Source organism: Rheinheimera sp. 4Y26, from assembly GCF_025245835.1.
Lineage (GTDB): Bacteria > Pseudomonadota > Gammaproteobacteria > Enterobacterales > Alteromonadaceae > Pararheinheimera.
In genome coordinates, this window is record NZ_JAOBWS010000014.1 from 24,503 (window position 1) to 48,877 (window position 24,375).

General features: G+C 49.8%; 25 protein-coding genes. 9 read left to right on the plus strand and 16 right to left on the minus strand.

What is annotated here, in order from left to right; all coding sequences use genetic code 11:
• The first annotated feature begins 99 nt into the window (after positions 1–99).
• Entirely contained in the window at positions 100–2,421 is a 2,322-nt protein-coding gene (locus tag N3Z11_RS15405; protein WP_260658089.1) for a Tex family protein, read from the plus strand.
• Between the two features lie 131 nt (positions 2,422–2,552).
• On the opposite strand, the gene N3Z11_RS15410 is transcribed toward N3Z11_RS15405, so the two are convergent.
• The 3 genes from N3Z11_RS15410 to bioH form a co-directional block, all read right to left on the minus strand.
• Entirely contained in the window at positions 2,553–3,584 is a 1,032-nt protein-coding gene (locus tag N3Z11_RS15410) for a putative metalloprotease CJM1_0395 family protein (protein ID WP_260658090.1), read from the minus strand.
• 10 nt (positions 3,585–3,594) lie between these two features.
• Positions 3,595–3,909, minus strand: coding sequence for an excinuclease ATPase subunit (locus tag N3Z11_RS15415; protein WP_260658091.1), 315 nt, complete (start codon positions 3,907–3,909; stop codon positions 3,595–3,597).
• 129 nt (positions 3,910–4,038) lie between these two features.
• Positions 4,039–4,815, minus strand: coding sequence for a pimeloyl-ACP methyl ester esterase BioH (gene bioH / locus N3Z11_RS15420; RefSeq protein ID WP_260658092.1), 777 nt, complete (start codon positions 4,813–4,815; stop codon positions 4,039–4,041).
• Positions 4,816–4,926: 111 nt separating this feature from the next.
• Between bioH and N3Z11_RS15425 the strand changes: the two genes are divergently transcribed.
• Positions 4,927–5,616 (plus strand): ComF family protein, encoded by a 690-nt coding sequence (locus N3Z11_RS15425; RefSeq protein WP_260658093.1) that lies wholly within the window; start codon positions 4,927–4,929, stop codon positions 5,614–5,616.
• Here the strand turns inward: N3Z11_RS15425 and N3Z11_RS15430 are convergent.
• Entirely contained in the window at positions 5,559–8,117 is a 2,559-nt protein-coding gene (locus N3Z11_RS15430; protein ID WP_260658094.1) for a M14 metallopeptidase family protein, read from the minus strand. The two genes, N3Z11_RS15425 and N3Z11_RS15430, sit on opposite strands and share 58 nt — an antisense overlap.
• 125 nt (positions 8,118–8,242) lie before the next feature.
• Between N3Z11_RS15430 and nfuA the strand changes: the two genes are divergently transcribed.
• Genes nfuA through N3Z11_RS15445 form a run of 3 tightly spaced genes read left to right on the plus strand, consistent with a single transcriptional unit; the run spans position 8,243 to position 10,121 of the window.
• Positions 8,243–8,821, plus strand: a complete 579-nt coding sequence (gene nfuA, locus N3Z11_RS15435; protein ID WP_260658095.1) for a Fe-S biogenesis protein NfuA — start codon at positions 8,243–8,245, stop codon at positions 8,819–8,821.
• A gap of 9 nt (positions 8,822–8,830) precedes the next feature.
• A complete protein-coding gene (locus N3Z11_RS15440) occupies positions 8,831–9,058 on the plus strand; it encodes a hypothetical protein (RefSeq protein WP_260658096.1) in 228 nt (75 codons plus the stop codon).
• Between the two features lie 16 nt (positions 9,059–9,074).
• Positions 9,075–10,121 (plus strand): polysaccharide deacetylase family protein, encoded by a 1,047-nt coding sequence (locus N3Z11_RS15445; RefSeq protein WP_260658097.1) that lies wholly within the window; start codon positions 9,075–9,077, stop codon positions 10,119–10,121.
• A 30-nt stretch (positions 10,122–10,151) separates the two neighbouring features.
• Here the strand turns inward: N3Z11_RS15445 and N3Z11_RS15450 are convergent, their stop codons facing one another.
• The 5 genes from N3Z11_RS15450 to N3Z11_RS15470 are packed head-to-tail and all read right to left on the minus strand — an operon-like array spanning position 10,152 to position 13,951.
• Positions 10,152–10,796 carry an SCO family protein gene (locus N3Z11_RS15450; RefSeq protein WP_260658098.1) on the minus strand — a complete coding sequence of 215 codons (645 nt, stop codon included), beginning with the start codon at positions 10,794–10,796 and terminating at the stop codon, positions 10,152–10,154.
• A gap of 16 nt (positions 10,797–10,812) precedes the next feature.
• The gene (gene cyoE, locus N3Z11_RS15455; protein WP_260658099.1) at positions 10,813–11,736 is read right to left on the minus strand and encodes a heme o synthase; all 924 of its coding nucleotides are present in this window, start codon (positions 11,734–11,736) and stop codon (positions 10,813–10,815) included.
• Positions 11,733–12,731: a COX15/CtaA family protein gene (locus N3Z11_RS15460; RefSeq protein WP_260658100.1), complete on the minus strand. Its 999-nt coding sequence runs from the start codon at positions 12,729–12,731 to the stop codon at positions 11,733–11,735. The genes cyoE and N3Z11_RS15460 overlap by 4 nt, the downstream gene beginning before the upstream one ends.
• Complete coding sequence (locus tag N3Z11_RS15465; protein ID WP_260658101.1) at positions 12,728–13,234, minus strand: hypothetical protein; 507 nt, start codon at positions 13,232–13,234, stop codon at positions 12,728–12,730. Before N3Z11_RS15465 ends, N3Z11_RS15460 begins: the two co-directional genes overlap by 4 nt.
• The gene (locus tag N3Z11_RS15470; protein ID WP_260658102.1) at positions 13,235–13,951 is read right to left on the minus strand and encodes an SURF1 family protein; all 717 of its coding nucleotides are present in this window, start codon (positions 13,949–13,951) and stop codon (positions 13,235–13,237) included.
• A gap of 26 nt (positions 13,952–13,977) precedes the next feature.
• On the opposite strand from N3Z11_RS15470, the gene N3Z11_RS15475 reads away from it, so the two are divergent.
• A complete protein-coding gene (locus tag N3Z11_RS15475) occupies positions 13,978–14,187 on the plus strand; it encodes a DUF2909 domain-containing protein (protein ID WP_260658103.1) in 210 nt (69 codons plus the stop codon).
• Positions 14,188–14,247: 60 nt separating this feature from the next.
• On the opposite strand, the gene N3Z11_RS15480 is transcribed toward N3Z11_RS15475, so the two are convergent.
• From N3Z11_RS15480 to lexA, 5 genes are all read right to left on the minus strand, one after another.
• Positions 14,248–15,129, minus strand: a complete 882-nt coding sequence (locus N3Z11_RS15480) for a cytochrome c oxidase subunit 3 (protein ID WP_260658104.1) — start codon at positions 15,127–15,129, stop codon at positions 14,248–14,250.
• On the minus strand, positions 15,122–15,700 hold the full coding sequence (locus tag N3Z11_RS15485; protein ID WP_260658105.1) for a cytochrome c oxidase assembly protein: 579 nt from the start codon (positions 15,698–15,700) through the stop codon (positions 15,122–15,124). The genes N3Z11_RS15480 and N3Z11_RS15485 overlap by 8 nt, the downstream gene beginning before the upstream one ends.
• Before the next feature lie 10 nt (positions 15,701–15,710).
• Positions 15,711–17,306, minus strand: a complete 1,596-nt coding sequence (gene ctaD / locus N3Z11_RS15490; protein ID WP_260658106.1) for a cytochrome c oxidase subunit I — start codon at positions 17,304–17,306, stop codon at positions 15,711–15,713.
• 3 nt (positions 17,307–17,309) lie between these two features.
• Entirely contained in the window at positions 17,310–18,458 is a 1,149-nt protein-coding gene (coxB, locus tag N3Z11_RS15495; protein WP_313771364.1) for a cytochrome c oxidase subunit II, read from the minus strand.
• A gap of 289 nt (positions 18,459–18,747) precedes the next feature.
• Entirely contained in the window at positions 18,748–19,377 is a 630-nt protein-coding gene (gene lexA, locus N3Z11_RS15500) for a transcriptional repressor LexA (protein ID WP_260658107.1), read from the minus strand.
• Between the two features lie 155 nt (positions 19,378–19,532).
• Here lexA and plsB point away from each other — a divergent pair, with 155 nt between their 5' ends.
• On the plus strand, positions 19,533–21,977 hold the full coding sequence (plsB, locus tag N3Z11_RS15505; protein ID WP_260658108.1) for a glycerol-3-phosphate 1-O-acyltransferase PlsB: 2,445 nt from the start codon (positions 19,533–19,535) through the stop codon (positions 21,975–21,977).
• 16 nt (positions 21,978–21,993) lie between these two features.
• On the opposite strand, the gene tesB is transcribed toward plsB, so the two are convergent.
• Positions 21,994–22,869 carry an acyl-CoA thioesterase II gene (tesB, locus tag N3Z11_RS15510; protein WP_260658109.1) on the minus strand — a complete coding sequence of 292 codons (876 nt, stop codon included), beginning with the start codon at positions 22,867–22,869 and terminating at the stop codon, positions 21,994–21,996.
• 187 nt (positions 22,870–23,056) lie between these two features.
• Between tesB and N3Z11_RS15515 the strand changes: the two genes are divergently transcribed.
• Together N3Z11_RS15515 and N3Z11_RS15520 are read left to right on the plus strand one after the other, a co-directional pair.
• On the plus strand, positions 23,057–23,515 hold the full coding sequence (locus N3Z11_RS15515; RefSeq protein WP_260658110.1) for an EVE domain-containing protein: 459 nt from the start codon (positions 23,057–23,059) through the stop codon (positions 23,513–23,515).
• Positions 23,516–23,573: 58 nt separating this feature from the next.
• The gene (locus tag N3Z11_RS15520; protein WP_260658111.1) at positions 23,574–23,813 is read left to right on the plus strand and encodes a hypothetical protein; all 240 of its coding nucleotides are present in this window, start codon (positions 23,574–23,576) and stop codon (positions 23,811–23,813) included.
• A gap of 20 nt (positions 23,814–23,833) precedes the next feature.
• On the opposite strand, the gene N3Z11_RS15525 is transcribed toward N3Z11_RS15520, so the two are convergent.
• Complete coding sequence (locus tag N3Z11_RS15525; protein ID WP_260658112.1) at positions 23,834–24,355, minus strand: hypothetical protein; 522 nt, start codon at positions 24,353–24,355, stop codon at positions 23,834–23,836.
• Positions 24,356–24,375 lie beyond the last annotated feature (20 nt).

Sequence of the window (24,375 nt, forward strand, 5' to 3'; positions counted from 1 at the left end):
GGATTTTTTGCCGCTGAAGATAGACAATACCGGCCATCTGCATTGTTATCCGGCCTCCGCCTTGTTTTTACCGGCGCAGGCCTTGAGGAATATAAGAATATGTCGTTGATTGTCAAACAAATTGCCACGGAAATTTCGGCACGTGCTGAACAGGTAGCCGCTGCCATTGCGTTATTGGATGAAGGCGCCACAGTACCTTTTATCGCCCGTTACCGTAAAGAAGTGACTGGCGGGCTGGATGATACCCAATTACGTTTGCTTGATCAGCGTTTAACTTATTTGCGTGAGCTGGAAGACAGGCGTCAGGTGATTTTAAAAACCATCCAGGAACAAGGCAAACTGACTGCTGAGCTGGAACAAGACATTCTGGGTGCCGACAACAAAACCCGGTTAGAAGATTTATACCTGCCTTATAAAGCCAAACGCCGCACCAAAGGCCAAATTGCCATAGAAGCAGGTTTATTGCCGCTGGCCGACGCCTTGTTGGCGGACCCGGATCTGGCGCCGGAACATGCCGCTCAGGCTTATATCGACAGCGAAGCCGGTTTTGCCGATGTAAAAGCTGTACTGGATGGTGCTAAATATATTCTGATGGAGCGCTTTGCGGAAGATGCTGATTTACTTGCTAAATTACGCCGTCACCTTGCCCAGCACGCAGTGTTAAAAAGCAGCTTGGTGGCAGGTAAAGAAACCGAAGGCGCAAAATTCCGCGATTATTTTGCCCATCAGGAAGCCTGGAAAAATGTGCCGTCGCATCGCGCTCTCGCCATGTTCCGTGGCCGCAACGAAGGGGTGCTGAACCTGCAATTGCTGCCGGATGCCGACGAAGAAAATGCCCACGCCAACTGCGAACAAATGATTGCCAGCCATTTTAACCTGCGTCAGCAAAACCGGGCTGGCGACGCTTTTATGCGCACTGTGGTGCAATGGACCTGGAAAGTAAAACTCCATCTGCAGTTGGAAAATGACCTGCTGGGTGACTTACGCGAAAAAGCCGAAGTAGAAGCTATCGCCGTATTTGCGCGGAATATGAAAGACTTATTAATGGCTGCTCCTGCCGGTATGCGCGCCACTCTGGGATTGGACCCTGGTCTTCGTACCGGGGTGAAAGTGATAGTGGTGGACGAAACCGGTAAGCTGGTCGCAAACACCACTGTGTTTCCGCATGCCCCACAAAATCTGTGGGACAAATCGGTTAAAACCCTGGCCGCTTATTGCAAACAATACAAAGTTGAACTGATTGCCATTGGTAACGGCACCGCCTCCCGCGAAACCGACAAACTGGCCGGTGACGTGATTAAAATGCTGCCGGAGATGCGCCTGACCAAAGTGATGGTGTCAGAAGCCGGTGCATCGGTGTATTCCGCTTCTGAATTGGCGGCACAGGAGTTCCCTGAGTTAGACGTGTCTTTACGTGGTGCTGTTTCGATTGGCCGTCGCCTGCAAGACCCGCTGGCTGAGCTGGTAAAAATTGAACCTAAAGCCATTGGCGTTGGCCAGTATCAGCACGACGTTAACCAGAGTTTGTTAACCAAATCACTGGATGCTGTAGTGGAAGACTGTGTAAACGCAGTTGGGGTGGATCTGAACACAGCATCAGTGCCGCTGCTGGCAAGGGTTGCCGGTCTGAATAAAACGCTGGCACAAAATATTGTGTTGTACCGCGACAGCAATGGCCGTTTTATGCAGCGTAAAGACTTATTAAAAGTGCCGCGCCTTGGTCCTAAAGCTTATGAGCAGGCCGCTGGCTTTTTGCGCATCAGTAATGGCAGTAACCCGTTGGATGCCTCTGCAGTTCACCCGGAAGCTTATCCTTTGGTGGAAAGAATTGTCAGCAAACACCAGAAATCGGTGACTGACATTATTGGCAACAGCAGCTTTTTAAAGTCGGTTAATCCGGCTGAATTTGCCGACGACACCTTTGGTATTCCTACCATCAGCGATATTTTAAAAGAGCTGGATAAACCAGGCCGTGACCCGCGTCCTGAATTTAAAACCGCCAATTTTAAAGATGGCGTAGAGAAACTGTCGGATTTAACACCGGGCATGTTACTGGAAGGGGTGATCACCAATGTCACCAACTTTGGTGCTTTTGTTGATATCGGCGTGCATCAGGACGGTTTAGTACATATTTCATCCTTAACCGATAAGTTTGTCAGCGATCCGCATCAGGTGGTGAAAGCCGGCGATATTGTGAAGGTGAAGGTATTGGAAGTAGAAGTCGACCGTAAGCGTATTGCCCTGACGATGCGGATGGATGAACAACCACAACAGCGCGGTGCGGCCAAAGAGAACGGTAAAGCACAAAGTTCAGGCGGTTACAGTGGCAAAACAGCGCCAAAAGCAGCAAAAGCGGTGGACCAGGGCAACGCCGCCATGGGCAATGCTTTTGCCGCCGCGCTCGCCAAACTGAAAAAGTAATACTACCCCCTGCTGGATGCTGGCATAAAAACGCCGTCTTTAAGACGGCGTTTTATTTTAATACCTGTAAAACTAAATGGCTAAGCGCTAAGGTGGCGCCAGGCTCCGTGGCGACATCAAGCTGTAATGCTTTAAATGCTTTGGATAAGTGGCCTTTCAGCAGGCATGGTGGCACGGGCGTAAAAACCGGCAATCACGTCACTACGCAGCTGCATCTGTGGATCGCGGGCAAAAGAACGGGTCTCAGGAGCCACATAACGGCTGGCGTTTTCTTTTATGGCATTGTATTGCTGTTGCCGCTCTTGTTGCATCTTGCTGGCAACATCTTCATCTTGCCGGGCTGCGGTGTTGGCCTGTTCAGAAAACATGTCCTGCTCAGCGTCAATATCCGCCAGTTCAACCCGGCCTGTCATTTCTGCAAAAGCGGCAGCGGCATCATAATCACCATCCGACGCCGGCGGGTCGTTCAGTGGCAATAATTCCTGCGCCAGTTCAATCTGAGCTTCAACAATACGGCGGCTGGCTTCAGCGGCAATTTGTTGGTCAGTTGAAGAAGGATCAGCAGGTGCCAGCGCTGCCGCCTTTACCTGCTGCAATTTGATAATGGTGGCCTGAGGATCGCCCGGCACTTCCGCCAGATCAATATTCACCTCACCGCCAACCGCATATTTCTGGCCATCAGGGCCGGTTTGGTAACTGTAACTTGGGCTGCCAGCCAGCTCACCACCGACTGAAGCATGCGCTTGCTCGTGTGCTCTGACTTCAGCATCACGTTTTTTCAGTTCGGCAATTTCACGTTGTTCTGCTGCTTGTTGACGTTGTTCTGACGGACTGCCTTGCCGGCCATCCTGATTTTGTCCACCCTGCTGACCACTGCTTTCGCCCTGTTGCTCGCGGCCGGAGCTTTCTTCACCACGACCCTCAATGGCTTGTTTGAGCTCAGTGCCGCGGTTTTTAATGTCGTCGCTATAGGTGTAACCATTGCTGGCATTATGGTTGCGGCTTTTATCTTCGGAAATCACGCCTTTTTCAGCGGCACCACGCTCAGCCTGAGTCACAGGCTCTATAATGTCGCGTTTTAAATTTTCCCGGCGCGCCAAATCAACGGCAGGATTGCCGGGATAAGGATTGATATTGGTAAAGGCCGGAGGGGTGATGATCATCTTGTGTTACTCACACCCGGATATCGATGACAGAACCAAGCACTTCGTCCGCCGTCTGAATCGAACGCACATTGGCTTCGGCATTGATTTGTTCTGTAGTCAGTTGCACCAGACTTTGAGTCAGGCCCGGGGTTTGCGATTCTGAGCTTAAAGTGACTCTATCTGTATCAGCACGACTTTGTTGAGCTGCAGCATCTTCGCGGGCATTTTGCAGCCGCTGCTGATTAGCAGTTTCACGGTTAATATTCACTGTGGCTTCGGTAATGCCATAAGACGCACTTTGCAGGCCCTGAGTGCCTGAAGCAAAAGCTGATTGAATGTCCATGGTAGACCTCCGGCGTTTAGCGAACTTGATTAAATTCTAATCAAGAACACTGCCAGACTCAAGCTAAAGCCGGCAAAAGCGGCAAATATTTGCCGCTTTTGCCGGTGTTTATGGCCAGTTATGCTGACATCAGCTGCAACCTGAGGATGCTTTTGCCGCCCATTGTCGCAACCATTGCATAAACTCAGCCTGGTGCGAGATAAAGGGGGCGTGCGAAGCTTTTGGCAACAACGTCACTTCAGCCGCAGGACAGATTTGGCTGAGTGTATCCAGCATTGCAACTGGTACCAGCGAATCGAGCCGGCCAAAACAATAAGCAAGCGGCATTTGTAGCTCCGCCAGCCTTGTCCTTAAATCACCATCCGCCAACAGCTGTAAACCACCAGCCAATGCTTCGGAGCTGGGTAATGGCAAACTTAACACCGCCTGCTTTAATGCCTTAATATCCTGCCTTGCTGTTTCACTGCCAAGGGCCTGAATAGCCAAAAAACGTTCGACGGTCAGCGCCAGATCTTTTGATAAAGCACCGGCAAATTGACTAAGCACCCGCTCATCCATGCCTGGCCAACCTTCTTTGGCTAAGAAGCAGGGCGAGCTAGCCACCAGCGCCAGCGCTTTGACTTTTTCCGGATAATCCAGCGCCAGCTGAGTGGCAATTAAGCCACCCAAAGACCAGCCCAACACCAGACTCTGCGGTGGGATCTCGTTGGCCAACACCGCAGCCACAGCACTTAACGTATAAGGACTCGGGCATTGCTGATTCAAGCCAAAACCAGGCAAGTCAGGAGTCAGCACCTGATAATCGTCAGCTAATAATGGAATAAGATGTTGCCATACAGCATGATTTAACCCCCAACCGTGCAACAGCACCAGACTGGGTTTGCCTCTTTGTGGCTGAACTGCCATAGTGAACCTAAATGTTTATTTTTTGTGAATATAATGCCAAAGATTATCTCTGTTGTGCACCAGTGCCTGCACCTGCTGTTGCCCAACTCTTGTTTGTGGTGCCAGCTGCCGGTGCAACAGCCCGAGGCGCAGCTGTGTGATTATTGTAACTTGGCGTTACCCCGCTTGTCGCCTGAATTACCGCCACAGAATGCCTTGTTATTACCGGCTGTCGCACGCGGTCTGAAACCCCGTCACTTTGATGCACTTTTTAGCCTGAGCTGGTATCAGAATCCCTGGTCACACTGGATTACACACTGGAAGTTTCAGCAGGATTTGGCTTGTGGTGCGCTGCTGTGCCAGCAACTGGCCGCTGCGGCACAGAGTTATCAGGCGCCCTCTGATGCCGCAATTTGTTTTGTGCCTATGAGCCACAACAGATACAAAGAACGTGGTTTTAATCAGGCCGAAGAGCTGGCGCGAGTCCTGGCAACCAGCCTGAAACTGCCGTTAATGTCGGTTTTTGCCAGCAAAGCCGGAGTGAAACATCAGGTGGGGCTGAGCCGGGCACGGCGCAGAGCAAATCTGCGCCGCCAATTCAGCCTTCAAACACAGCACAAATTACCGGCGCATATGCTGTTGGTAGACGATGTGATCACCACAGGTGCGACGGTCAATCAGCTCTGCTTATTGTTAAAAAAACACGGGGTCCGGACTGTGGATGTCTGGACCCTGGCTGTGACCTCTGCCAAAAGACAAAAGCGTTATTCAGCGGCACCATCATCGTCACCGGACGCAGAATCAAAAGCTTTAGCAAAATAAAGTGCGTTAACCAGAATACGGCTGGAGCCGGTGAAATAACCGCGGAACACCGGGTTGTCCACCATGGCGATGACTCTGCCTTTGCCCATGGTCTGTGCCAGCAAGGCCGGACTTTTGCTGATCTGTCCGGCCAGCTCAGGTGCGACAAAACCCGCCAGCTGCTTGCCACTGCGGTAAGAGCCCACTGTAACAAAATCCTTGCCGGGGGCTTTGAGTAACATCAAATCGTTTTTAAATACCGGCAGTTCGGCTCTGGGTAAACCAAAAGTCAGCGGATGGCTTAAGTCGAGTTCCAGCTGGAAAATGGCACCGGCAATACGTTGTTGCCCGGCCAGTTTTTCTTTGTCGTTGTAGCGCAGCTCATCAAGCTTCACCAGCTGTTTCAGCTCTTCTTTATTGGCAACCGTGCTGGCGATCCAGCCCTGTTTAGCCACAAACTCCAGCGCTGATTTTTGCGCCCACAACACACCACCGGCTTTGATCCAGCTTTCCAGTTTGGCAATGTCGCTTTCGTTCCAGCTTTGATATTTACCATCCGGCAGCAGAATATGGCTATAACGGCTTAAATCTATCTGGCCAAGCCTTGCTGGCTCCACCAAACTCGGTGACACACCGGCCAGTCGCTCCAGATTAAACCACAGCTCCCCCGCTTCACTGGAGTTCATCCCTGGCCCAGCCATCACCAACACTTGCGGCAGCTTTAACGGCACCATTTGATTACTGCCTAAATCCTGGCCCATCGGCGTTAAACCAGAACTGATGGCGGCAAGCGCTAAGCCCTGTTGTTGCTGGGCTTGCTGCAGCACACTGAACCAGTCGCCTTGTTGTAAACCGGCCGGCACCAGCACAGTGCCGGCGGCAAACTGCTGTACACCTTCAGCAGTTTCTGCACTAAAGGCTTTACTGGCCGCTCTGAGCTGCAAACCCTTGGCCAGCAGTTGCTGCACCAGCACAGGAGAGCGCTGATCCTGCCAGCGGATAGCATAAGCGTAAGCACCGGCTGTGACAGGCGCTGCTGAAGCCACGGTGGGCTGCCATGGCGTTTTGCTCAGCGCCGATGGCACTTTCCGGCTGCTGGCAAAACTGATGTTGTAGGCATAAGGCAAAGTCCAGGCCGATACATCATAAAAAGTGTTGTCACGAAAATTGGTTTCTGTGCTGAACGCTGCTTTGAGCAGCCGGTATTGGCTTTGTTTCAACGGCACAAAATAACTTTGTCCGGCCGGAAACTGTTGCTCCCCCTGACTGACATCTTCGGTCAGCGCATAAGCCTTGATTTGGTGTTGTGCCAGCAACTGCAATAAATCCTGCAACCGGCTTTGGTCGGCACTTTCGGTTAATAAATACCCCTGCACCGCATCATCGGCAGCCAGTGACTGACTGTCGCGGAAAAACTTGCGCTGCCACTGTTGTAATTCGGCTTTGTGAGCAACGGCGCCTCTTAAAGTCGACAAAGACGTCAGCAGCTGATTTTCAATAGTAGTGGCAAAACTTAACGGGCCATTGATGCTGTCCTGCAAATGGCCGCGACTGCTGGCCTGCTCAAACAAAATGCCGACCGAGCCATGCACATCCGGATAGGTAGAACCTTTGCCAATATAAAAGTCGTCAAAACTTTCTTCGGTGTAATACAACTTTCCTTTGTCATCAAAGGCTTTGGCATGGTATTTCGCCAATAAGGCGGTTAATTTGTAGTTTTCGTCCGGGGTCGCCGGATTGTTGCGGCTTGGAATACCGGGCTGGAAAAAATAACTGCTGTTGGTGCCCATTTCATGGAAATCTCCCAGCACCTGCGGCAGCCACTGATGGAACTGAGCAATACGGGCACGGCTCTCCGGATGCTGCAGCGGCAACCAGTCGCGGTTTAAGTCAAACCAATAATGGTTCGGCCGGCCGTTTGGCCAGGGTTCCACGTGCTCGCGATGTTGTGGGTCGGCCACAGGGTTCAGCCCCTGATGCATATTGGCCCAGTTGGCAAAACGGTCATGACCGTCGGGGTTCAGGCTGGGCTGGATCAGAATAATAGCCTGTTCCAGCCATTGGCTGACTTCGGCAGAATCGCTGCTCAGAAGATAATGCGCCAGTTGCATTGCGGCATTGGCGCCGCTGGGTTCATTGCCGTGAATGCTGTATCCCAGCCAAATCACCAATGGCAGTTGGGCATCCAACTGCTGTTCACCTTTGGCCACCGCCAGATGCTGACGCCGGATGTCTTCCAGCTTTGCCATATTGGCTTTTGAGCTGACCACCAGCTGCAACAACGGTCTTTGTTCGTGGCTGCGGCCTATTTCCTGCAGCAGTGCACGCTCAGGCTGGCTTGCTGCAAGCTCACGGAAATATCGTTCAATCTGATCATGGCGGGCATGCCACTGGCCGGGAGCAAAACCCAGAATTTGCGCCGGCGCCGGTACCTGGGGTTCAATCTGTTGCTGCGCAGCAAGGCCGGCAGCAGCTGTGAAACCGGTTAAAGTTAAAGCGGCCAATAAGGTGAATGTTTTCATCACAACTCCTGTTACTTTGGCACCACCTTAACAATAAAGATTGCGATCGCTCAAGCGGGGTTGGCAGGGCTGCGCCCAAGGAGTATCATAGCCATTAACCTAGTAATTTAGTCAGGTACTAAGCAATGATTCATATCTCAGAAGCTGCGCAAGCGCACTTTGTTAAGTTGTTGGAAAAACAGGCTGCCGGCACCAATATCAGAGTGTTCGTGGTCAATCCTGGCACGGCTCAGGCTGAATGTGGTGTGTCTTATTGCCCTGTTGATGCGGTAGAAGAATCGGATTTAAAAGTGGCTTTTACCGGCTTTTCTGCGGTGATTGATGCCGACAGCAAACCCTTTTTGGTGGACGCTGAAATTGATTTTGTCACCGATCAGATGGGTTCACAGCTGACTTTAAAAGCGCCGAACGCCAAAGTACGCAAGGTTAATGACAATGCCCCACTGAAAGAACGGGTGCAATACGTGATAGACGCTGAAATTAACCCGCAACTGGCCAACCACGGAGGCCGCGTGTCTGTGGTTGAGCTGACTGAAGAAGGTGTGGCTGTGCTGCAGTTTGGCGGCGGCTGTAACGGTTGTTCTCAGGTGGATTTAACCTTAAAAGAAGGTATTGAAAAAGAGTTGCTGAACCGCTTCAGCGGTGAGCTGAGTGGCGTGCGCGATGTCACCGACCACCAGCGTGGTGAACACTCTTATTATTAAGCCTTGCCAATGCGGCTGAACATTACCTTACCAACGGCTGCCCAATGCGGCCGTTGTTTTATCTGGGGCATGGCCGGCTTTTGGGTGTTACTGCTGATATTTCTGCTGTTGCCCTCAGAACCAGTCTGGTTACTGCAAACTGTAATTGTGCTGTGGCTGGTTAGTTTTATCATCACTTTTGGCAGTTATCTATTGCTGTTGCTGCGTCGAATTGGCATTTTGCCCATGGACGAATAGTTTTAAGGATCTGTTGATGCGTAGTCTGTTTTTGTCTGTCTTGCACTTTATTCTCATCACAGCAGCGACTTTCACAGCGCTAAGCACCTCACCAGCGCATGCAGCTATTATTCTGCAATACCACCATGTAGCCACCAATACACCAAAAACCACCAGCGTTACCCCGGCTGAATTTCGCCAGCAAATGCAGCTGCTCAAAGAGCAGAAGATGAAAGTGGTGAGCCTGGAACGGCTGATTAACCAGCTGAAAGCTGGTGAACCTTTGGCCGACAACGAAGTAGCCATTACTTTTGATGATGGTTTTGAAAACGTCTTCACCAATGCCCGCCCGATCCTGCGGGAGTTTGGTTACCCTTACACCATGTTTTTAGGCCCGGCTTTAATTGACCGCAAAGAAGGCCCGGTACTGAGCTGGCAACAAATTCAGACCATGCACCAAGAAGGGGTGATTATTGCCAACCACAGCTCTTATCATCACAGATTGGCAGTTCCCAATAAGGGCGAAAGCAAAGCACAGTGGCGGCAGAGAGTAAAAACCGACATTCTATTGGCCGAACAACAGCTGGAAGAAAAGCTGGGTGTGCGTCGCCAGTGGCTGGCTTATCCTTATGGTGATTTCAGCGCCGAGCTGGAAGCTTTAGTGACGGAGCTTGGTTTTATTGGCATTGGCCAGCAATCCGGGGCTGTTGGCCCGGGAGTTTCTTTAACCCGCATTCCACGTTACCCTTCGTCCAGTCAGTTTGCCGCGCTGAAACACTTCGGACCTAAGTTAAAGACTCTGGCCTTGCCAGTCACAGACTACAGCGGCGCGGATCCGGTCAGCAAAACCAATCCGCCCAGCCTGAAGTTAACTGTGGATGCCAAAGACTTTAAAACAGCGCAGCTGAACTGCTTTTTTAATGGGGAGGCGATACCACTGACATGGCTGGACCAGCGTACCTTTGTTGCCAAAGCCAAAGCGCCGCTGCAACTCAATCACAACAGATACAACTGCACCGCGCCCAGCTTAAGTAAAAAAGGCTATTTTTACTGGTTCTCCCAGCCCTGGGTGTTTATTCAGTAAGAATCTGTTTTGACTGAATAAAACACAAAACTATTTCAGCTTCGCCATCACCAGCGGGAAGTCCGCCAACAACATGGTTTTACTGACCAGCGGCACCTTGCCGGCCGCCATTTCAGGTTTAAACACCGCCGCCAACTGCGCATCCGGATTAATCAGCACAATGGAAGCGCTGTGATCGACCAGATAATCCGGCTCTGTGGTGCTGCTGATGGCATACATCAGCCCCAAATCCCGCACAAAAGGAAACAACTGGTCATGTCCTGCAGTAACGCCGGTAATGGCCGGTTGCTGAAAATAGCCGACATAACTGTTGAGCTGACTGACGGTGTCACGTTGTGGATCCGCCGAAATAAACCAGATCGCCAGCTTGCTGCCTGCAGGTAACATTTGCTGTAACTGGTTATAGCTGCCAGACAAAGTTGCCATGGTCATAGGGCAAATATCGGGGCAATAAGTGTAACCCACAAAAGCCAGCGTCCATTGGCCGCGTAAATCCTGCCGGCCCAAAGTAGTACCCTGATGGCTACTCAGTTTAAATTCCTGCAAATCACGCGCTTTTGGGTAAACCAAAGCTGACGCTGGTTCAGCCACTTTTTGCAAATGCTGATAACTCAACACGCCGGCCAACATCACCAGAATTAACAGCAAAGCCACCACAATTTTTTGTATCTTCACAACCTTATTCCCTGCATCAGTTCAGTGCTGAAAAAGCTGTCCATTTAGCGTAATGGTCCAGCATCAGCAGCAAGAATAACAACATCAGATGCACAATGGAAAACCTGAATGTTTTGATGGCGGTATCTGCTTTGGCGTTAAACTTCAGCTGCCAGGCCCAGGCCATAAACCACAGATTTAACACCGAAGTACCCAGCAGGTAAATCACCCCTGTCATCCCCACCAGATAAGGCAATAAACACACCAGAAACAAAATCAGTGTATACAGAAAAATTGCCGTTTTGGTAAATTCAATGCCATGGGTTACCGGCAACATCGGCATATTCACTTTGGCATAATCGTCACGCCGGTGAATGGCCAGCGCCCAGAAATGCGGCGGCGTCCAGGCAAAAATAATCATCACCAATAACAAAGGCTCAGCGGCAATTTCGCCTGTCATACTGGTCCAGCCGAGCAGTGGCGGCATAGCACCAGCCAGACCGCCAATCACAATATTCTGTGGTGTGGCTCTTTTTAAATACAGGGTGTACACCACGGCATAACCAAACAAACTCGCCAGCGTCAGCCAGGCGGTTAAAGGGTTTACCATGCTGTATAACAACACAAAACCAGAGCCTGCCAGAATGCCGGAAAACAGCACCGCTTTTTCCGCACTGATACGCCCGCGCGCTACCGGCCTGTGATGGGTACGCACCATTTGTGCGTCAATACGCTGATCCAGCACATGATTAAGTGCAGCAGCTGCCGACGACAAAAGCCCGATACCCAGAGTGCCAAAAATCAATAAATCAATGGCCGGAAAACCAGGCTGCGCCAATAACATGCCCACCCAGGCTGTTAACAACAACAAAGCCACTACTTTGGGTTTGGTCAGCTGATAATAATCACGCCATACACTATGGGTTCTGCCAATCACCGTAATTGTTTTTGCCTGGGTCATGCTGACCTCCTTTGTTGTTGTAACCGGACACATATCAGCGTCAGCACCATCAGTAAGTTGGCTGCAACAAAGTTATGTGCCACAGCATTGCCAAGGGGCAACAACCACCAGATATTGGCCACCCCTAAACTAAATTGCAGCAGCAATAAAGCCCCCAGCAACATGGGTAATCTGGCCATGCCTATTTGCTGTCGTTGTTGCCACAAACGCAGTGCAAACCAGCCAACGGCCAACAGTGTCAGCACGGCGCCAATTCGATGGCTGATATGAATGGTTTGCCGCGCTTCTGCGCTCATCACACCAAATTCGTAATTGTCGTGCCCCAGATGTAAATCAAAAGCCTCTGGGAAATTCAGTTGTTGTTGCCAGCCACTGTGGCAGATTGGCAGTTCCACACAGGCCATGGCCGCGTAATTGGCTGAAGTCCAGCCACCTAATGCAATCTGGCCAAGCAGGATCAGCAGCACCAGCCAGCCTGCTCTGGCAAGGCCGGCGGGCGCCTGATATTGCAAAAGCTCCGGCCGCAACTGTTTTGACAGCTGCCAGCGATACAACATCAACAGAGCCAGCAAACTAAAACCACCCAATAAGTGCCCCATCACCACCAGCGGGAATAAATTTAAGGTGACGGTCCACATGCCAAGCGCCGCCTGAAATACCACTAAGGCTAAAAGCGCTGTTGGCAGTGCTGTAACTTTTTGCTGTAGCCGCCAGCTCAGGAAAAAAATGGCGGCAATTAACAAACCCAGAGTTCCGGCAAAATAACGGTGGATCATTTCATTCCAGGCCTTATGAGCCTCCACCGGCCGCTCCGGAAAACGGGCTTCAGCAATAGCCACATGGGTTTCGTGCTGCGGCACTTTCAGAAACCCATAACAACCGGGCCAATCCGGGCAACCCAAACCTGCATCCGTTAACCGGGTATAAGCGCCTAACACAATCACCAGCATAGCCAGCACTATGGCCATACTCACCAGCATCCTTAACAGTTTCATACCGGCCCCCGGTCAAATTTCATCAGCTTTTGCAAATCGGCCATCACAGCTTTGCCGGTGAGCGGCAGCTGTTGTAAATCCTTTGGCATGGCATAGTGCAGCAAAGCCAGGCCCTGATGTTCGACCAACACCAGCTGACCTTGCAGATTGTTGTTTTCACCTTGTTGAAACTGTATCGGCGCTTGTAGTTCTGCTGGCGCCTGAGCACCAATCACCCACAATGTCAGCTGTTGTTGTTTGCGACCAAGCGCAGTATGAATTTGCGTCATCAGCTGCAGTGTTTGCTGACAGTCGCTATTACAGGGAGTCGGCGCCAGATACACCAAACGCCAGTGTGGTGCTGACGCAGGCACCTCAGGGAGCAGCTTAATTTCTTCGGCCAACCACTGGCCTTTACTGCTGGCACCCGCCGAAAACCAGCCTTGCGTTAACACCAGTTGCGCCAAAGCAACAGGCAGCAGACAGCAAAGTGCAAACAACCAGATAAACTTCTTTTTTGGCATTCAGGCATCCTTCTGATAACTGGCGGCCATGGCCACAATGACCACGGCAATAGCTAACAACAACCACTGCACCGCATAAGCCCGGTGTTTTTCCGGTGGCAGTACCACGGCTTTGTAATGATGAATAAAAGGGGTTTGTCGCTGATAAAACACACCATTAAACAAGGGTTGGCCAAGCTGCGCTTCCAGCGTCTGTGGCTCAATTGTTTGCATGCGCATTGGCCAGCGACCGTTGTCTTCCAGGTTTTGTCCCAGCCGCAAAGCGGCCATTTTGGTGCGTAACACACCATCCAGCACAAACTCAGCGGGCACGTTAATTTGCGGTAGCTGGCTGCGCTCTGCCGGCGCCGCCACCCAACCGAGGTTCACCAATAACACCGGTGTGTTGTGACTAAGCTGCACCGGCACCAAAACATCGTAACCGGCCTTGCCTTGCCAGATTTGGTTATCTATCAGCCAGACAAAAGGCGCCAACCAGTGCGCTACACCCTGCAGCGGCGCACCGTCAATTTCTGCGGAAGATTTTTGATAAGCATCAGGCCAGGATAAAGGCCCTTGTTGCTGCCAGCTCTGAATTTGCTGCAATTGTGCTTCTTTTTCGGCGGAACGCTGCCATTGCCACCAGGCCAGCTTGATTAACAACAGAAAAGCGGCCAGAGTAATCAACACTAACCACCAACGCAGCATAAAGATCTGATTAAACAAGCGGATCTGCATCTGCATCTCCGTCAAACTGAGGTTGTATGCTGGTCAAACTGATACTCATAGCGCTACTGCTCTTTATCGTTTTTAACCTGTTCCGCGCTTTGTGGCTGATGCTGAAAAACGATCCGGATAAAGTCAGCATGTCAAAATATCTGGGCCGGCGCGTGTTATTTTCCGCCATTGTGATGGCGCTGATTATTCTGGCTTTGGCGATGGGCTGGATAAGTCCACATCAACGGCCTTATTAAAATTGTCCCCAAGCTTCCAAACAAGATAGCTGGCCACCTCAAGCGGCCAGCTTTTTTTGTTTATAAAACGTATACAAAGACAAATAAACATAACCAGACCACATCAACAAAATGCCAGTACCAGGCAGCCGCCTGAAAAGCAAAATGGTTGTGGGCGGTAAAGTGGTTTTTCAGCAAAATCCGCAGCAGAATCACCAGCAGGAAAATAGCGCCTAAGGTGACATGCAGGCCATGAAAGCCGGTTAGCAGGAAAAAGGTGTTGCCATAAATACCTGAATCCAGTTTTAAACCCAGGTCGCGATAAGCATGCACGTATTCATAAGCCTGACAGGCCAAGAATGCAGCGCCCAGCAGCACTGTCAGGGTCAGCATCAGTTTCAGCTGAGTGCGTTTGCCCTGTTCCAGCCCGACATGAGCAAAGTGCAAAGTGACAGAAGAAGTGAGCAGGATCAGGGTGTTGTATAACGGCAAGCCTTGCCATGGCATGGCTGTGGTTTCGGTACCACCCGGCGTTTTGGTCATAGGCCAGTGCGCGCTGAAATCAGGCCATAACAACTGTGCTGTCATAGCGTTATTACTGGCGCCATCAAGCCAGGGCATGGCAATCATCCGGGCATAAAACAAAGCACCAAAAAAGGCCGCAAAAAACATCACTTCAGAAAAAATAAACCAGCTCATGCCCTGCCGGAACGATCTGTCCATTTGTTTGCTGTACAAACCATGCATGGATTCATCGATAACATTACGAAACCAGCCCACCAGCATAAACAACAACACGGCCACACCCGCCAACAGCAGATAACCGCCATAACCTTCTTTGTTGCGGGTCACTTCATTAACAAAGTTACCAGCACCAAAAGCTATCATAAAAAGTGCCACAGCCCCGACTATCGGCCATGGGCTTTGTTCAGGTACATAATACTTGTCGTAAGTTTTACTCATCATTGCCCCCTGTTGAGACTTGCGCTGTCACTGTTTCAGCAGGTGCATGTTTTGTCATGTCATACAGCGTGTAAGACAAAGTGATGGTGCTGAAATGCTCCGGCAGTGCAGGATCCACGTAAAATTGTAATGGCATCAGTAGTTTCTGACCGGCGGTCAGAACCTGTTGGTTAAAGCAAAAACATTCCATTTTATTAAAGTACAAGGCAGCCTGCCCTGGCGACACTGAAGGCACAGCCTGGCCAGTCATGGTTGCTGCCGTTGGATTTTGCGCTTCGTAATAAACCAGTTTGATTTCGCCCGGGTGTACCGTCATTTTTTGCGTTTGTGGTGCAAACAACCAGGGCATATCGGCATTGGGCCTGGCCAGAAACTCAATAGTGATGGTTCTTTTAGCATCAACCACAGCTTTATCGGCAGTCGCCGCCATAGTGCTGGTTTTGCCGTTAATACCGGTTAAATCACAAAACACGTCATACAGCGGCACCAGCGCAAAACCAAAACCAAACATCAGCGCAGTTGCCAACAACAGACGTTTAATTAAAGGGAGATGATCAGGTTGCCGCTGCATCAGACTGCTCCTACTTCACTTCCGGTGGTGTGGTAAAGCTGTGATAAGGCGGTGGTGACGATAGAGTCCACTCCAGCCCTTCAGCCCCTTCCCACACCTGATCAGTCGCTTTTTCGCCACCTTTAATACATTTCACCAGTACCCAGACAAACAACAGTTGTGACAGGCCAAAGGCAAAGCCACCAATACTGATAAAGGCATTAAAATCAGCAAATTGCAGTGCGTAATCCGGGATCCGCCTTGGCATACCGGCCAAGCCGACAAAGTGCATCGGGAAAAACAACATGTTGACAGAAATCAGCGAGCACCAAAAATGCCATTGCCCCAGCGTCTCGTCGTACATGTGGCCTGTCCATTTCGGCAGCCAGTAATAAGCAGCGGCAATAATGGAGAAAATCGCCCCTGTCACCAGTACATAATGGAAATGTGCCACCACAAAATAGGTGTCGTGGTACTGGAAGTCTGCCGGTGTAATGGCCAGCATCAGACCGGAAAAACCACCAATGGTAAAGAGCACTATAAAGGCCAGCGCAAACATCATCGGCACTTCAAAGGTCATTGCCCCTTTCCACATAGTGGCGACCCAGTTAAACACCTTCACCCCGGTTGGTACTGCAATCAGCATGGTGCAATACATAAAAAACAGTTCAGCAAACACCGGCATGCCGGTGGTGAACATATGGTGCGCCCAGACTAAAAATGACAACAAAGCGATACTTGAAGTGGCATACACCATAGAGGCATAACCAAACAACGGTTTGCGGGCAAAAGTAGGCACTATGCTGGAGACGATGCCAAAGGCTGGCAGAATCATGATGTAGACTTCCGGGTGACCAAAAAACCAGAAGATATGCTGGAACAACACAGGGTCTCCGCCGCCTGCAGCATCAAAGAAGCTGGTACCAAAGTACTTATCGGTCAGTACCATAGTGACAGTACCTGCCAAAACCGGCATCACCGCGATCAGCAAAAAGGCAGTAATGAGCCAGGTCCAGACAAACAACGGCATTTTCATCCAGGTCATGCCTGGGGCACGCAGGTTAAAAATGGTCACAATAACGTTAATTGCGCCCATAATCGACGAAATACCCATGATATGCACAGAAAACACAAAAAGTGCCGTACTGTCACCGCTGTATTTAGTCGATAAAGGGGCGTAGAAAGTCCAGCCAAAACCAGGCCCGCCGCCTTCCATAAACAAAGATGCCAGCAAAATGGCAAAAGCAAATGGCAAAATCCAGAAGCTCCAGTTGTTCATCCGTGGCAGCGCCATATCAGGTGCGCCAATCATCATTGGAATTAACCAGTTGGCAAGCCCGGTAAAGGCCGGCATTACGGCGCCGAATACCATAATCAGGCCATGGACTGTGGTCATCTGATTAAAAAAGTCAGCTTGCACCAGCTGTAAACCCGGCTGAAATAACTCAGCACGGATCACCATAGCCATAGCACCACCGATAAAAAACATCGTTAGCGCAAACAGCAGATATAAGGTGCCGATATCTTTATGGTTGGTGGTATATAACCAGCGTTTTAACCCTGAAGGCGCATGATGATGGTGTTCACCATGATGCGCAGTGTCGTGATCATGAGTCACTGTGCTCATCTGCTACTCCTTTTTACCGGTTTTGGCGGCGTGAATTTCAGCAGCCTGAATGAGATCGCCGGTATTGTTGTCCCAGGCATTTCGCTCGTAGGTAATAACTGCCGCAATTTCCTGCAGAGTCAGTTGCTTACCAAAGGCTTGCATTGCAGTACCCGCTTTACCATTGAGCACTATGTCGATATGAGCAGCTTTACCTTCAGCCGTTGTCGCCATTTTGCTGCCTTTGAGTGCCGGAAAAGCGCCGGGTAAACCACCGCCACCGGCCTGATGGCAGGCTGCACAATAACCAAGATAGGTTTTTTCACCCAGAGCCATGGCTTCATCCATGCTCATATTCATGGCGAGCAGTTCCTGTTCAGCAGCTTTGGCTTTGGCCTGAATATCAGCTTGTTCTTTGATCCAGGCGTCAAATTCTGCCGGCTCTTTTGCCACCACCACCACCGGCATAAAACCATGATCCTTGCCACAAAGCTCGGCACACTGGCCGCGATAGATGCCAGGTTCATTCACTTTGGCCCAGGACTCATTGATAAAACCGGGATTAGCGTCTTTTTTCACGGCAAAGGCCGGCACCCACCAGGAGTGGATCACGTCATCAGAAGTGGTTAAAAAGCGAACTTTTTTACCGGTAGGGATCACCAGAGGCCTATCTACTTCCAGCAGATAGTTTTCACCTTTAGCTATTTTGTTGCTGATTTGTTTTTGCGGTGTCGCCAGCAGCGAATAAAACTCAACCGGATAGTCGAGATATTTATAATGCCACTTCCACTGCGACCCAGTGACCAGCACTGTCACTTCAGCATCAGTAGTATCTTCCATCGCAATCAGGGTTTTAGTGGCCGGAATAGCCATGATGATTAAGATGAACACGGGGATAGCTGTCCAGAGAATCTCAACTCTGGTGCTTTCATGGAACTGTGCCGGCTGTACTCCTTTTGCCTTGCGATGATGGAGAATGGCCCAGAACATAGCGCCAAACACCACCAGGCCAATTGCACAGCAGATATAAAATATCGTCATATGCAGGTCATATACCCGCTGACTGATATCAGTAACACCCTGAGTCATATTCAGGGGCATTTCTGCGGCAGAAGCCATTTCGACAAACAGCAAGGATAGCAGCGAGCAGCGATAACGACTCGTTTTCGCCACGTAACGTCTCCTCTGTCATTTTGCATAATTAGCAAATTGTCAGAACCAGACACTACAACCCACTCACCGCATCTTGTTCTGCAATTTATTGTTTTTTATTATGTAATCCCACAAGTACCCATTACTTAAACTACGACCGAACTATGTTTTTATTGGGCACAGGCTAAGAATTGACCACAAAGCCTGATCTGTAAACCCCAGAAGGCAAAAAGCACCGGCAAACCAATCAGGTCATACCAGTGCTTTTAACAGAAACATATTGAGTTTATTTAACTTTTATCCGCATTTTTTACCAGGTTTGGTTGCGAATAACACCAACAGCCAAACCCTCTATTGCAAAAAACTGCTGCGTTAAATCCACTTTTATCACATTAAAGTCGCTATTTTCGGGGTGTAAGTACACAAATTGACCATCACGCCTGAAACGTTTCACTGTTACTTCATCTTCCACTCTGGCCACCACGACCTCACCTTGTCGGGCTTCCGTGGTTTTGTGCACAGCCAACAGATCACCGTCCATAATACCGATGTCTTTCATGCTCATGCCCGAGACTTTTAACAGAAAATCAGCTGCCGGATGGAACAGGTTGGCATCAAGCTGGTAATACTGATCGATATGTTCAGTGGCCAGAATTGGCTGACCCGCAGCCACACGGCCAATCAGGGGTAAACCACTGTATTCAGGCTCATTGGCCACCACATCATCATCTTCCAGCAATCGGATGCCACGCGAAGTGCCCGGCATCATTTCGATAAAACCTTTTTTTGCCAGTGCTTTTAAATGTTCTTCAGCGGCATTGGCCGATTTAAAACCCAGCTGACTGGCAATTTCGGCCCGCGTTGGCGGCATGCCTGACTGCGCCTGATAATCCTTAAGTAGTTGTAATATTTCGGCTTGTCTTGGAGTAAGTGGTCGCATGATGCTGAATGCCTATACAGTGAATACTGGGAGTATATACAGTGAGTTTCAGCCTGCCAAGCGGGGAATTACAGAAAATGAGCAAATTTGTGCGAAATTGGCGGGAATTTCATTCCATGGTATCTTAGCCGGCTGTTTTTGACTGCAGGTAACCTATGTTCGCGCGATTAAAGTGGTTTGCCAGTGTATTACAATGGCCATTAAGGCCGCTGGTAAAATATAAAATCATTCCGGCCCAACCGGCCAGTAGCCTTGAATTAAATCTGAATAAGCCGCTGTTTTATATCAGCAGAGTGGCTTCTGCCAGCGATCTGGCTACGCTCAAACGCGCCTGTCTGCAACTGGGATTACCTGATCCTGCCGAACAGGTTCACATTGGTAATGTGAGTTTGCCGCGTACTTTGTTTTTACAACAACCCACACCTTTGTGGGGCACAGCCAAAGCATCACTGGCATTGCAGCAAGGGCAAAAATTACTGCAGGCCCATTTAAATCAGCCGGATCAGGATGCACAACTGGTGCCGGTCGCCATCAGTTGGGGCCGTGCGCCCGGCAAAGAAGCCAGTGTTAAATCTGTGATAGGGGAAGCTGCAGCGCCAGGCTGGCTGCGCAAGTTATTTGTGGTACTGATTTCCGGCCGTCATACCCTGGTGCAGTTTTCCCGTGCCGTTTCGTTAAAAGACATGGCATCCGAGCATGGTGCCAGCGAAGAAAGCTCGCACAAATTATTACGGGTGGCACGTTTTCACTTTTACCGCCAGCAACTGGCCGCGACCGGGCCACGTCAGCCGAACCGTGCCGCGCTTTTTAATGCACTGCTGGGCTCAGAAGCTCTGAAAAAAGCCATCGCCGATGAAGCCAAAAGCAAAAATATAAGCCTGGAACAAGCGCGGGTGGAAGCGCGTAAGTTATTGGAAGAAATTGCTGCCGATTACCGCGAGTCCACGTTACGGGTAGGCGATCGTTTATTAAGCTGGTTGTGGCGTAAATTATTCAGCGGTATCAAAATTCATAACGCTGAAGTCATCCGCGACTTAGCCCAGCGTGGCCATGAAGTGGTGTACCTGCCCTGCCATCGCAGCCATATGGATTATTTATTATTAAGTTATGTGATTTACCAGCAGGGTCTGGCGGCACCCCATATCGCCGCCGGTATTAACCTCGATTTCTGGCCTGTCGGGAAGTTTTTCCGCCGTGGCGGTGCCTTTTTTATCCGCCGCAGTTTTAGCGGCAATAAATTGTATTCAGCGGTATTTCGCGAATATCTGTCACAGTTATTCCGCAAAGGTTACAGCGTTAAATACTACAGTGAAGGTGGCCGCAGCCGCACCGGACGTTTATTGCAGCCAAAAACCGGCATGCTGGCCATGACAGTACAAGCCTTGCTGCGCGGCATCGACCGCCCTGTCACTTTGGTGCCTGTGTATCTGGGTTATGAACATGTGATGGAAGTCAGTACTTATCTGCGTGAACTAAAAGGCTCGGCCAAAACCAAAGAGTCGGCTTTGGGTATACTGCAGGCAATACGTCAATTGCGCGACTACGGCTATGGTTATGTCAACTTTGGCGAGCCGATTTCCCTGAATAGTTATTTGCAACAACATGCCCCTGACTGGCGTCAGAGTATTAACCCTGTTGAACCACAAAAACCACAATGGCTGAACCCTGTGGTGGCTAAACTGGCACACGAAGTGATGACCAAAGTGAATCAGACAGCGGCGCTCAATGCGATTAATCTGATTGCCACTACTTTACTGGCAACAGAACAGCATGTACTGACCCGAAAAGCGCTGGTGGCGCAGCTGGATTTATATCTGGCTTTGCAACAACAGGCGCCCTACCACGCCTCTGTTACCCTGCCGGAGGGTAATGGCAGCAACCTGGTACAACATGCGCTGGACTTACACAAAATTCATCTGCAACAGGACGAATTTGGCGATTTAATTCAGCTCAGTGCTGAAGAAGCCGTTGTGATGAGCTACTACCGCAATAACGTCAGTCATTTGTTTGTGATCCCAGCCTTGCTGGCCACTGCACTGCTGCAACATCGTAGCCTCAGCAAAATGCAGTTGCTGAATATCTGCCAGCAGCTACAACCGCTGTTACAGCAGGAACTGTTTTTAGCATCCGATGATTTGAGCTGTTATGTTGGTCAGGTGCTGGCGTTTTTGCAGCAACAGGGAATGATTGAAGAAGTGGAGCACAGCTATCAGTGTACCGATAGCCAAAACCCGGCTTATCATCAACTGCAACTGTTGGCGCACAACAGCGATGCCATTTTGCAGCGGTATGCCATGGTGCTGAACTTAATAGCGCTGGAAGCACCTGTTCAGCGCGCTGAGCTGGAGCAACACAGCCAGCAATTGGCGCAGCGTTTGTTAAAGCTGCATGGCATTGAATCGCCGGAATATCACGACAAGCAACTGTTTGCCACTTTGGTGAATGCCCTAAAAGAAGCGCACTATATCCAGCTTGATGAACAATACCAGCTGACCAGTGGCCAGAATTTCCAGCCGCTGCTATCTACAGTTAACGCTTTATTACAACCTGAAGTGCTGCAAAGTATTCAGCAAATTACCGCCAATAAAGACTCCGGCTAAGCCGGAGTCTTGCGGTTTATTCGTTGCGGGCTTTGTCGTAACTGCGAATCACACCTTCCTGCATGGTGGACGCCACCAACACCCCGGCGCGGTTAAAAAACTGTCCGCGCACTAAACCTCGGGCGCCGGAAGCACTCGGGCTGTCCACCGCATATAACAGCCAGTCGTCAAAGCGAAAATCCTGATGAAACCACATGGCATGGTCAATAGTGGCCACCTGCATATTAGGCGCCATAAAAGACTTACCATGTGGCTGCAGCGCTGTTGGCAGGAAGTTAAAGTCTGAGGCATAAGCCAGCAGATATTTATGCACTCGTAAATCGTCAGGCATAGCGCCGTTGGCTTTAAACCAGACATAACGTTTGGCGTTACTCACCTGGGGTTTAAACGGGTTGTGAAAGGCCACAGGGCGCATCTCAATAGGTTTTTCACAGATAAACTTACTGCGTAAGCTTTCCGGAATCAGGTCTGCGTGCTCACGATAAAATTCCAGATCTGAAATTAACTCTTCCGGTGGCGGCACCTGCGGCATTAAATCCTGATGTTCAAAACCTACTTCATCGGCCTGAAAAGACGCCGTCATATAAAAAATGGGCTTGCCAAACTGGATAGCGCTGACGCGTCTGGTACTGAAACTTTTACCATCCCTGATATTTTCTACTTCATAAACGATAGGCCGGGACGCGTCACCCGGGCGCAAAAAATAAGAGTGAAACGAATGCACTTTGCGATCTTCCGGGATAGTTTCTTTGGCTGCAGATAATGCCTGCCCCATCACCTGACCGCCAAACACCGCTTTAAAGCCTAAATCCTGACTCTGGCCACGGTACAACCCCAACTCGATAGTTTCCAATTTTAATAACGACAATAAATCGGCTAACACCTGGCTCATCATGACCCCCAAAAATGCTGACAGAATGCAGCATTGTGCAGCAGTGCTGTCAAAACTGCAAAACAGAGGTATCACAGCATACCCAAAGAAATCTGACGCAAATAACGCAGAAATCAAAGTAAAGCGGCTGGCTGCAAGGCAAAAAGCACGGCATAATCGCGCCAGCTTGCAAAAAGGAGCCATTCACATGGCCTGGCTGTTTAAAACCGAACCCAATGAATGCAGTATTGATGATATAGCCGCAGCGCCGGATGGAGTGGTGTGGGAAGGTGTGCGTAATTATCAGGCGCGAAATTTCCTGCGGGATCAGGTTCAATTGGGTGACCTTGTGCTGATCCATCATTCAAGTTGTAAGCAAATTGGTTTAGCCGGTCTTGCCAAAGTATCGGCAACAGCTTTTGCTGATCCAAGCCAGTTTCAGCAGCGTAGCCCTTATTACGACGCCAAAGCGAGTGCTGAGCGCTGGTCCTGGTATGCAGTGCAGGTGCAGTTAGTAGAAAAGTTCAGAAAAATCATCACAATGGATGAATTAAGGCAACACCAGGCCCTGTCTCAGATGCAGTTACTGAAAAAGGGCAACAGGTTATCTGTAATGCCGGTAACAAAAGAGGAATTGGAGCTTGTACTTTTTTTAACCAGAGCATAGAGTATAAACAACCCATGCAGCCTGCTTGCAGGTGTAGTCCTGAGAAGGAGTAAAACAGATGGCAGCACTACTTCAAGAACGTCGTGATCAGACCAAAGATGTAAATTATTTTTGGAATGAGCTGAATATGGCGCAAAAATTTTCAGTCGCTGAATTGCAACGTTTTGGTTATGAGCTCGCTTTTGTGCGCCGCAGTCCAAGTTTTAGTCTGGCAGTACTGCGTGCCGGCGACCGGATTGCTGCAGTAGATCAGGATGGTCAGATTGATACCGAACCTAAAGTGGTCATCCGGCATTAAATAAAACTGAGCTAGTGAGTTCAGGCCGGTTCCGACAACGGACGTGGTGTTTTTCCAATTTCTTTATAACTTTGTTCTTTTACCAGCATAACCCCCGACTGACACAACTGCAGATAACCAGCCAATGAGTTTTTCTGCCAACCCTGAATTAAGCGCCCATGGCGATTGATAAAAGCTTCCAGTTCTGAATATTCCACCGCTAAATTACGTTTGCAGTATTTTTTCAGCGCCTGTGGCAATGACTGCTGTTTTTGCACCAGTTCTTTGCAAATCATTGGAATAGCCTGACATAAGGTCTCAATACAAAACACTTCACTGGCTGGCAAACGGCTGTTGATTTTCTCGTGCAGCAGTTGCTGTAACAGGATCTGGCAACTTTCTTCGGCAAGTTCATAGGTCAATTGCTGGATATGCGAAGATTCCTGATCCCGCAGTTTGTATTCCATTACCATACGTTTATGTGCTTTGCTCAAGCTGTCAATTTTAATGACCAGCAGCACAACAACGACAAAAAAAACAATAAATATCAACAAAGTCCACATATACAACTCAGAATATCCGA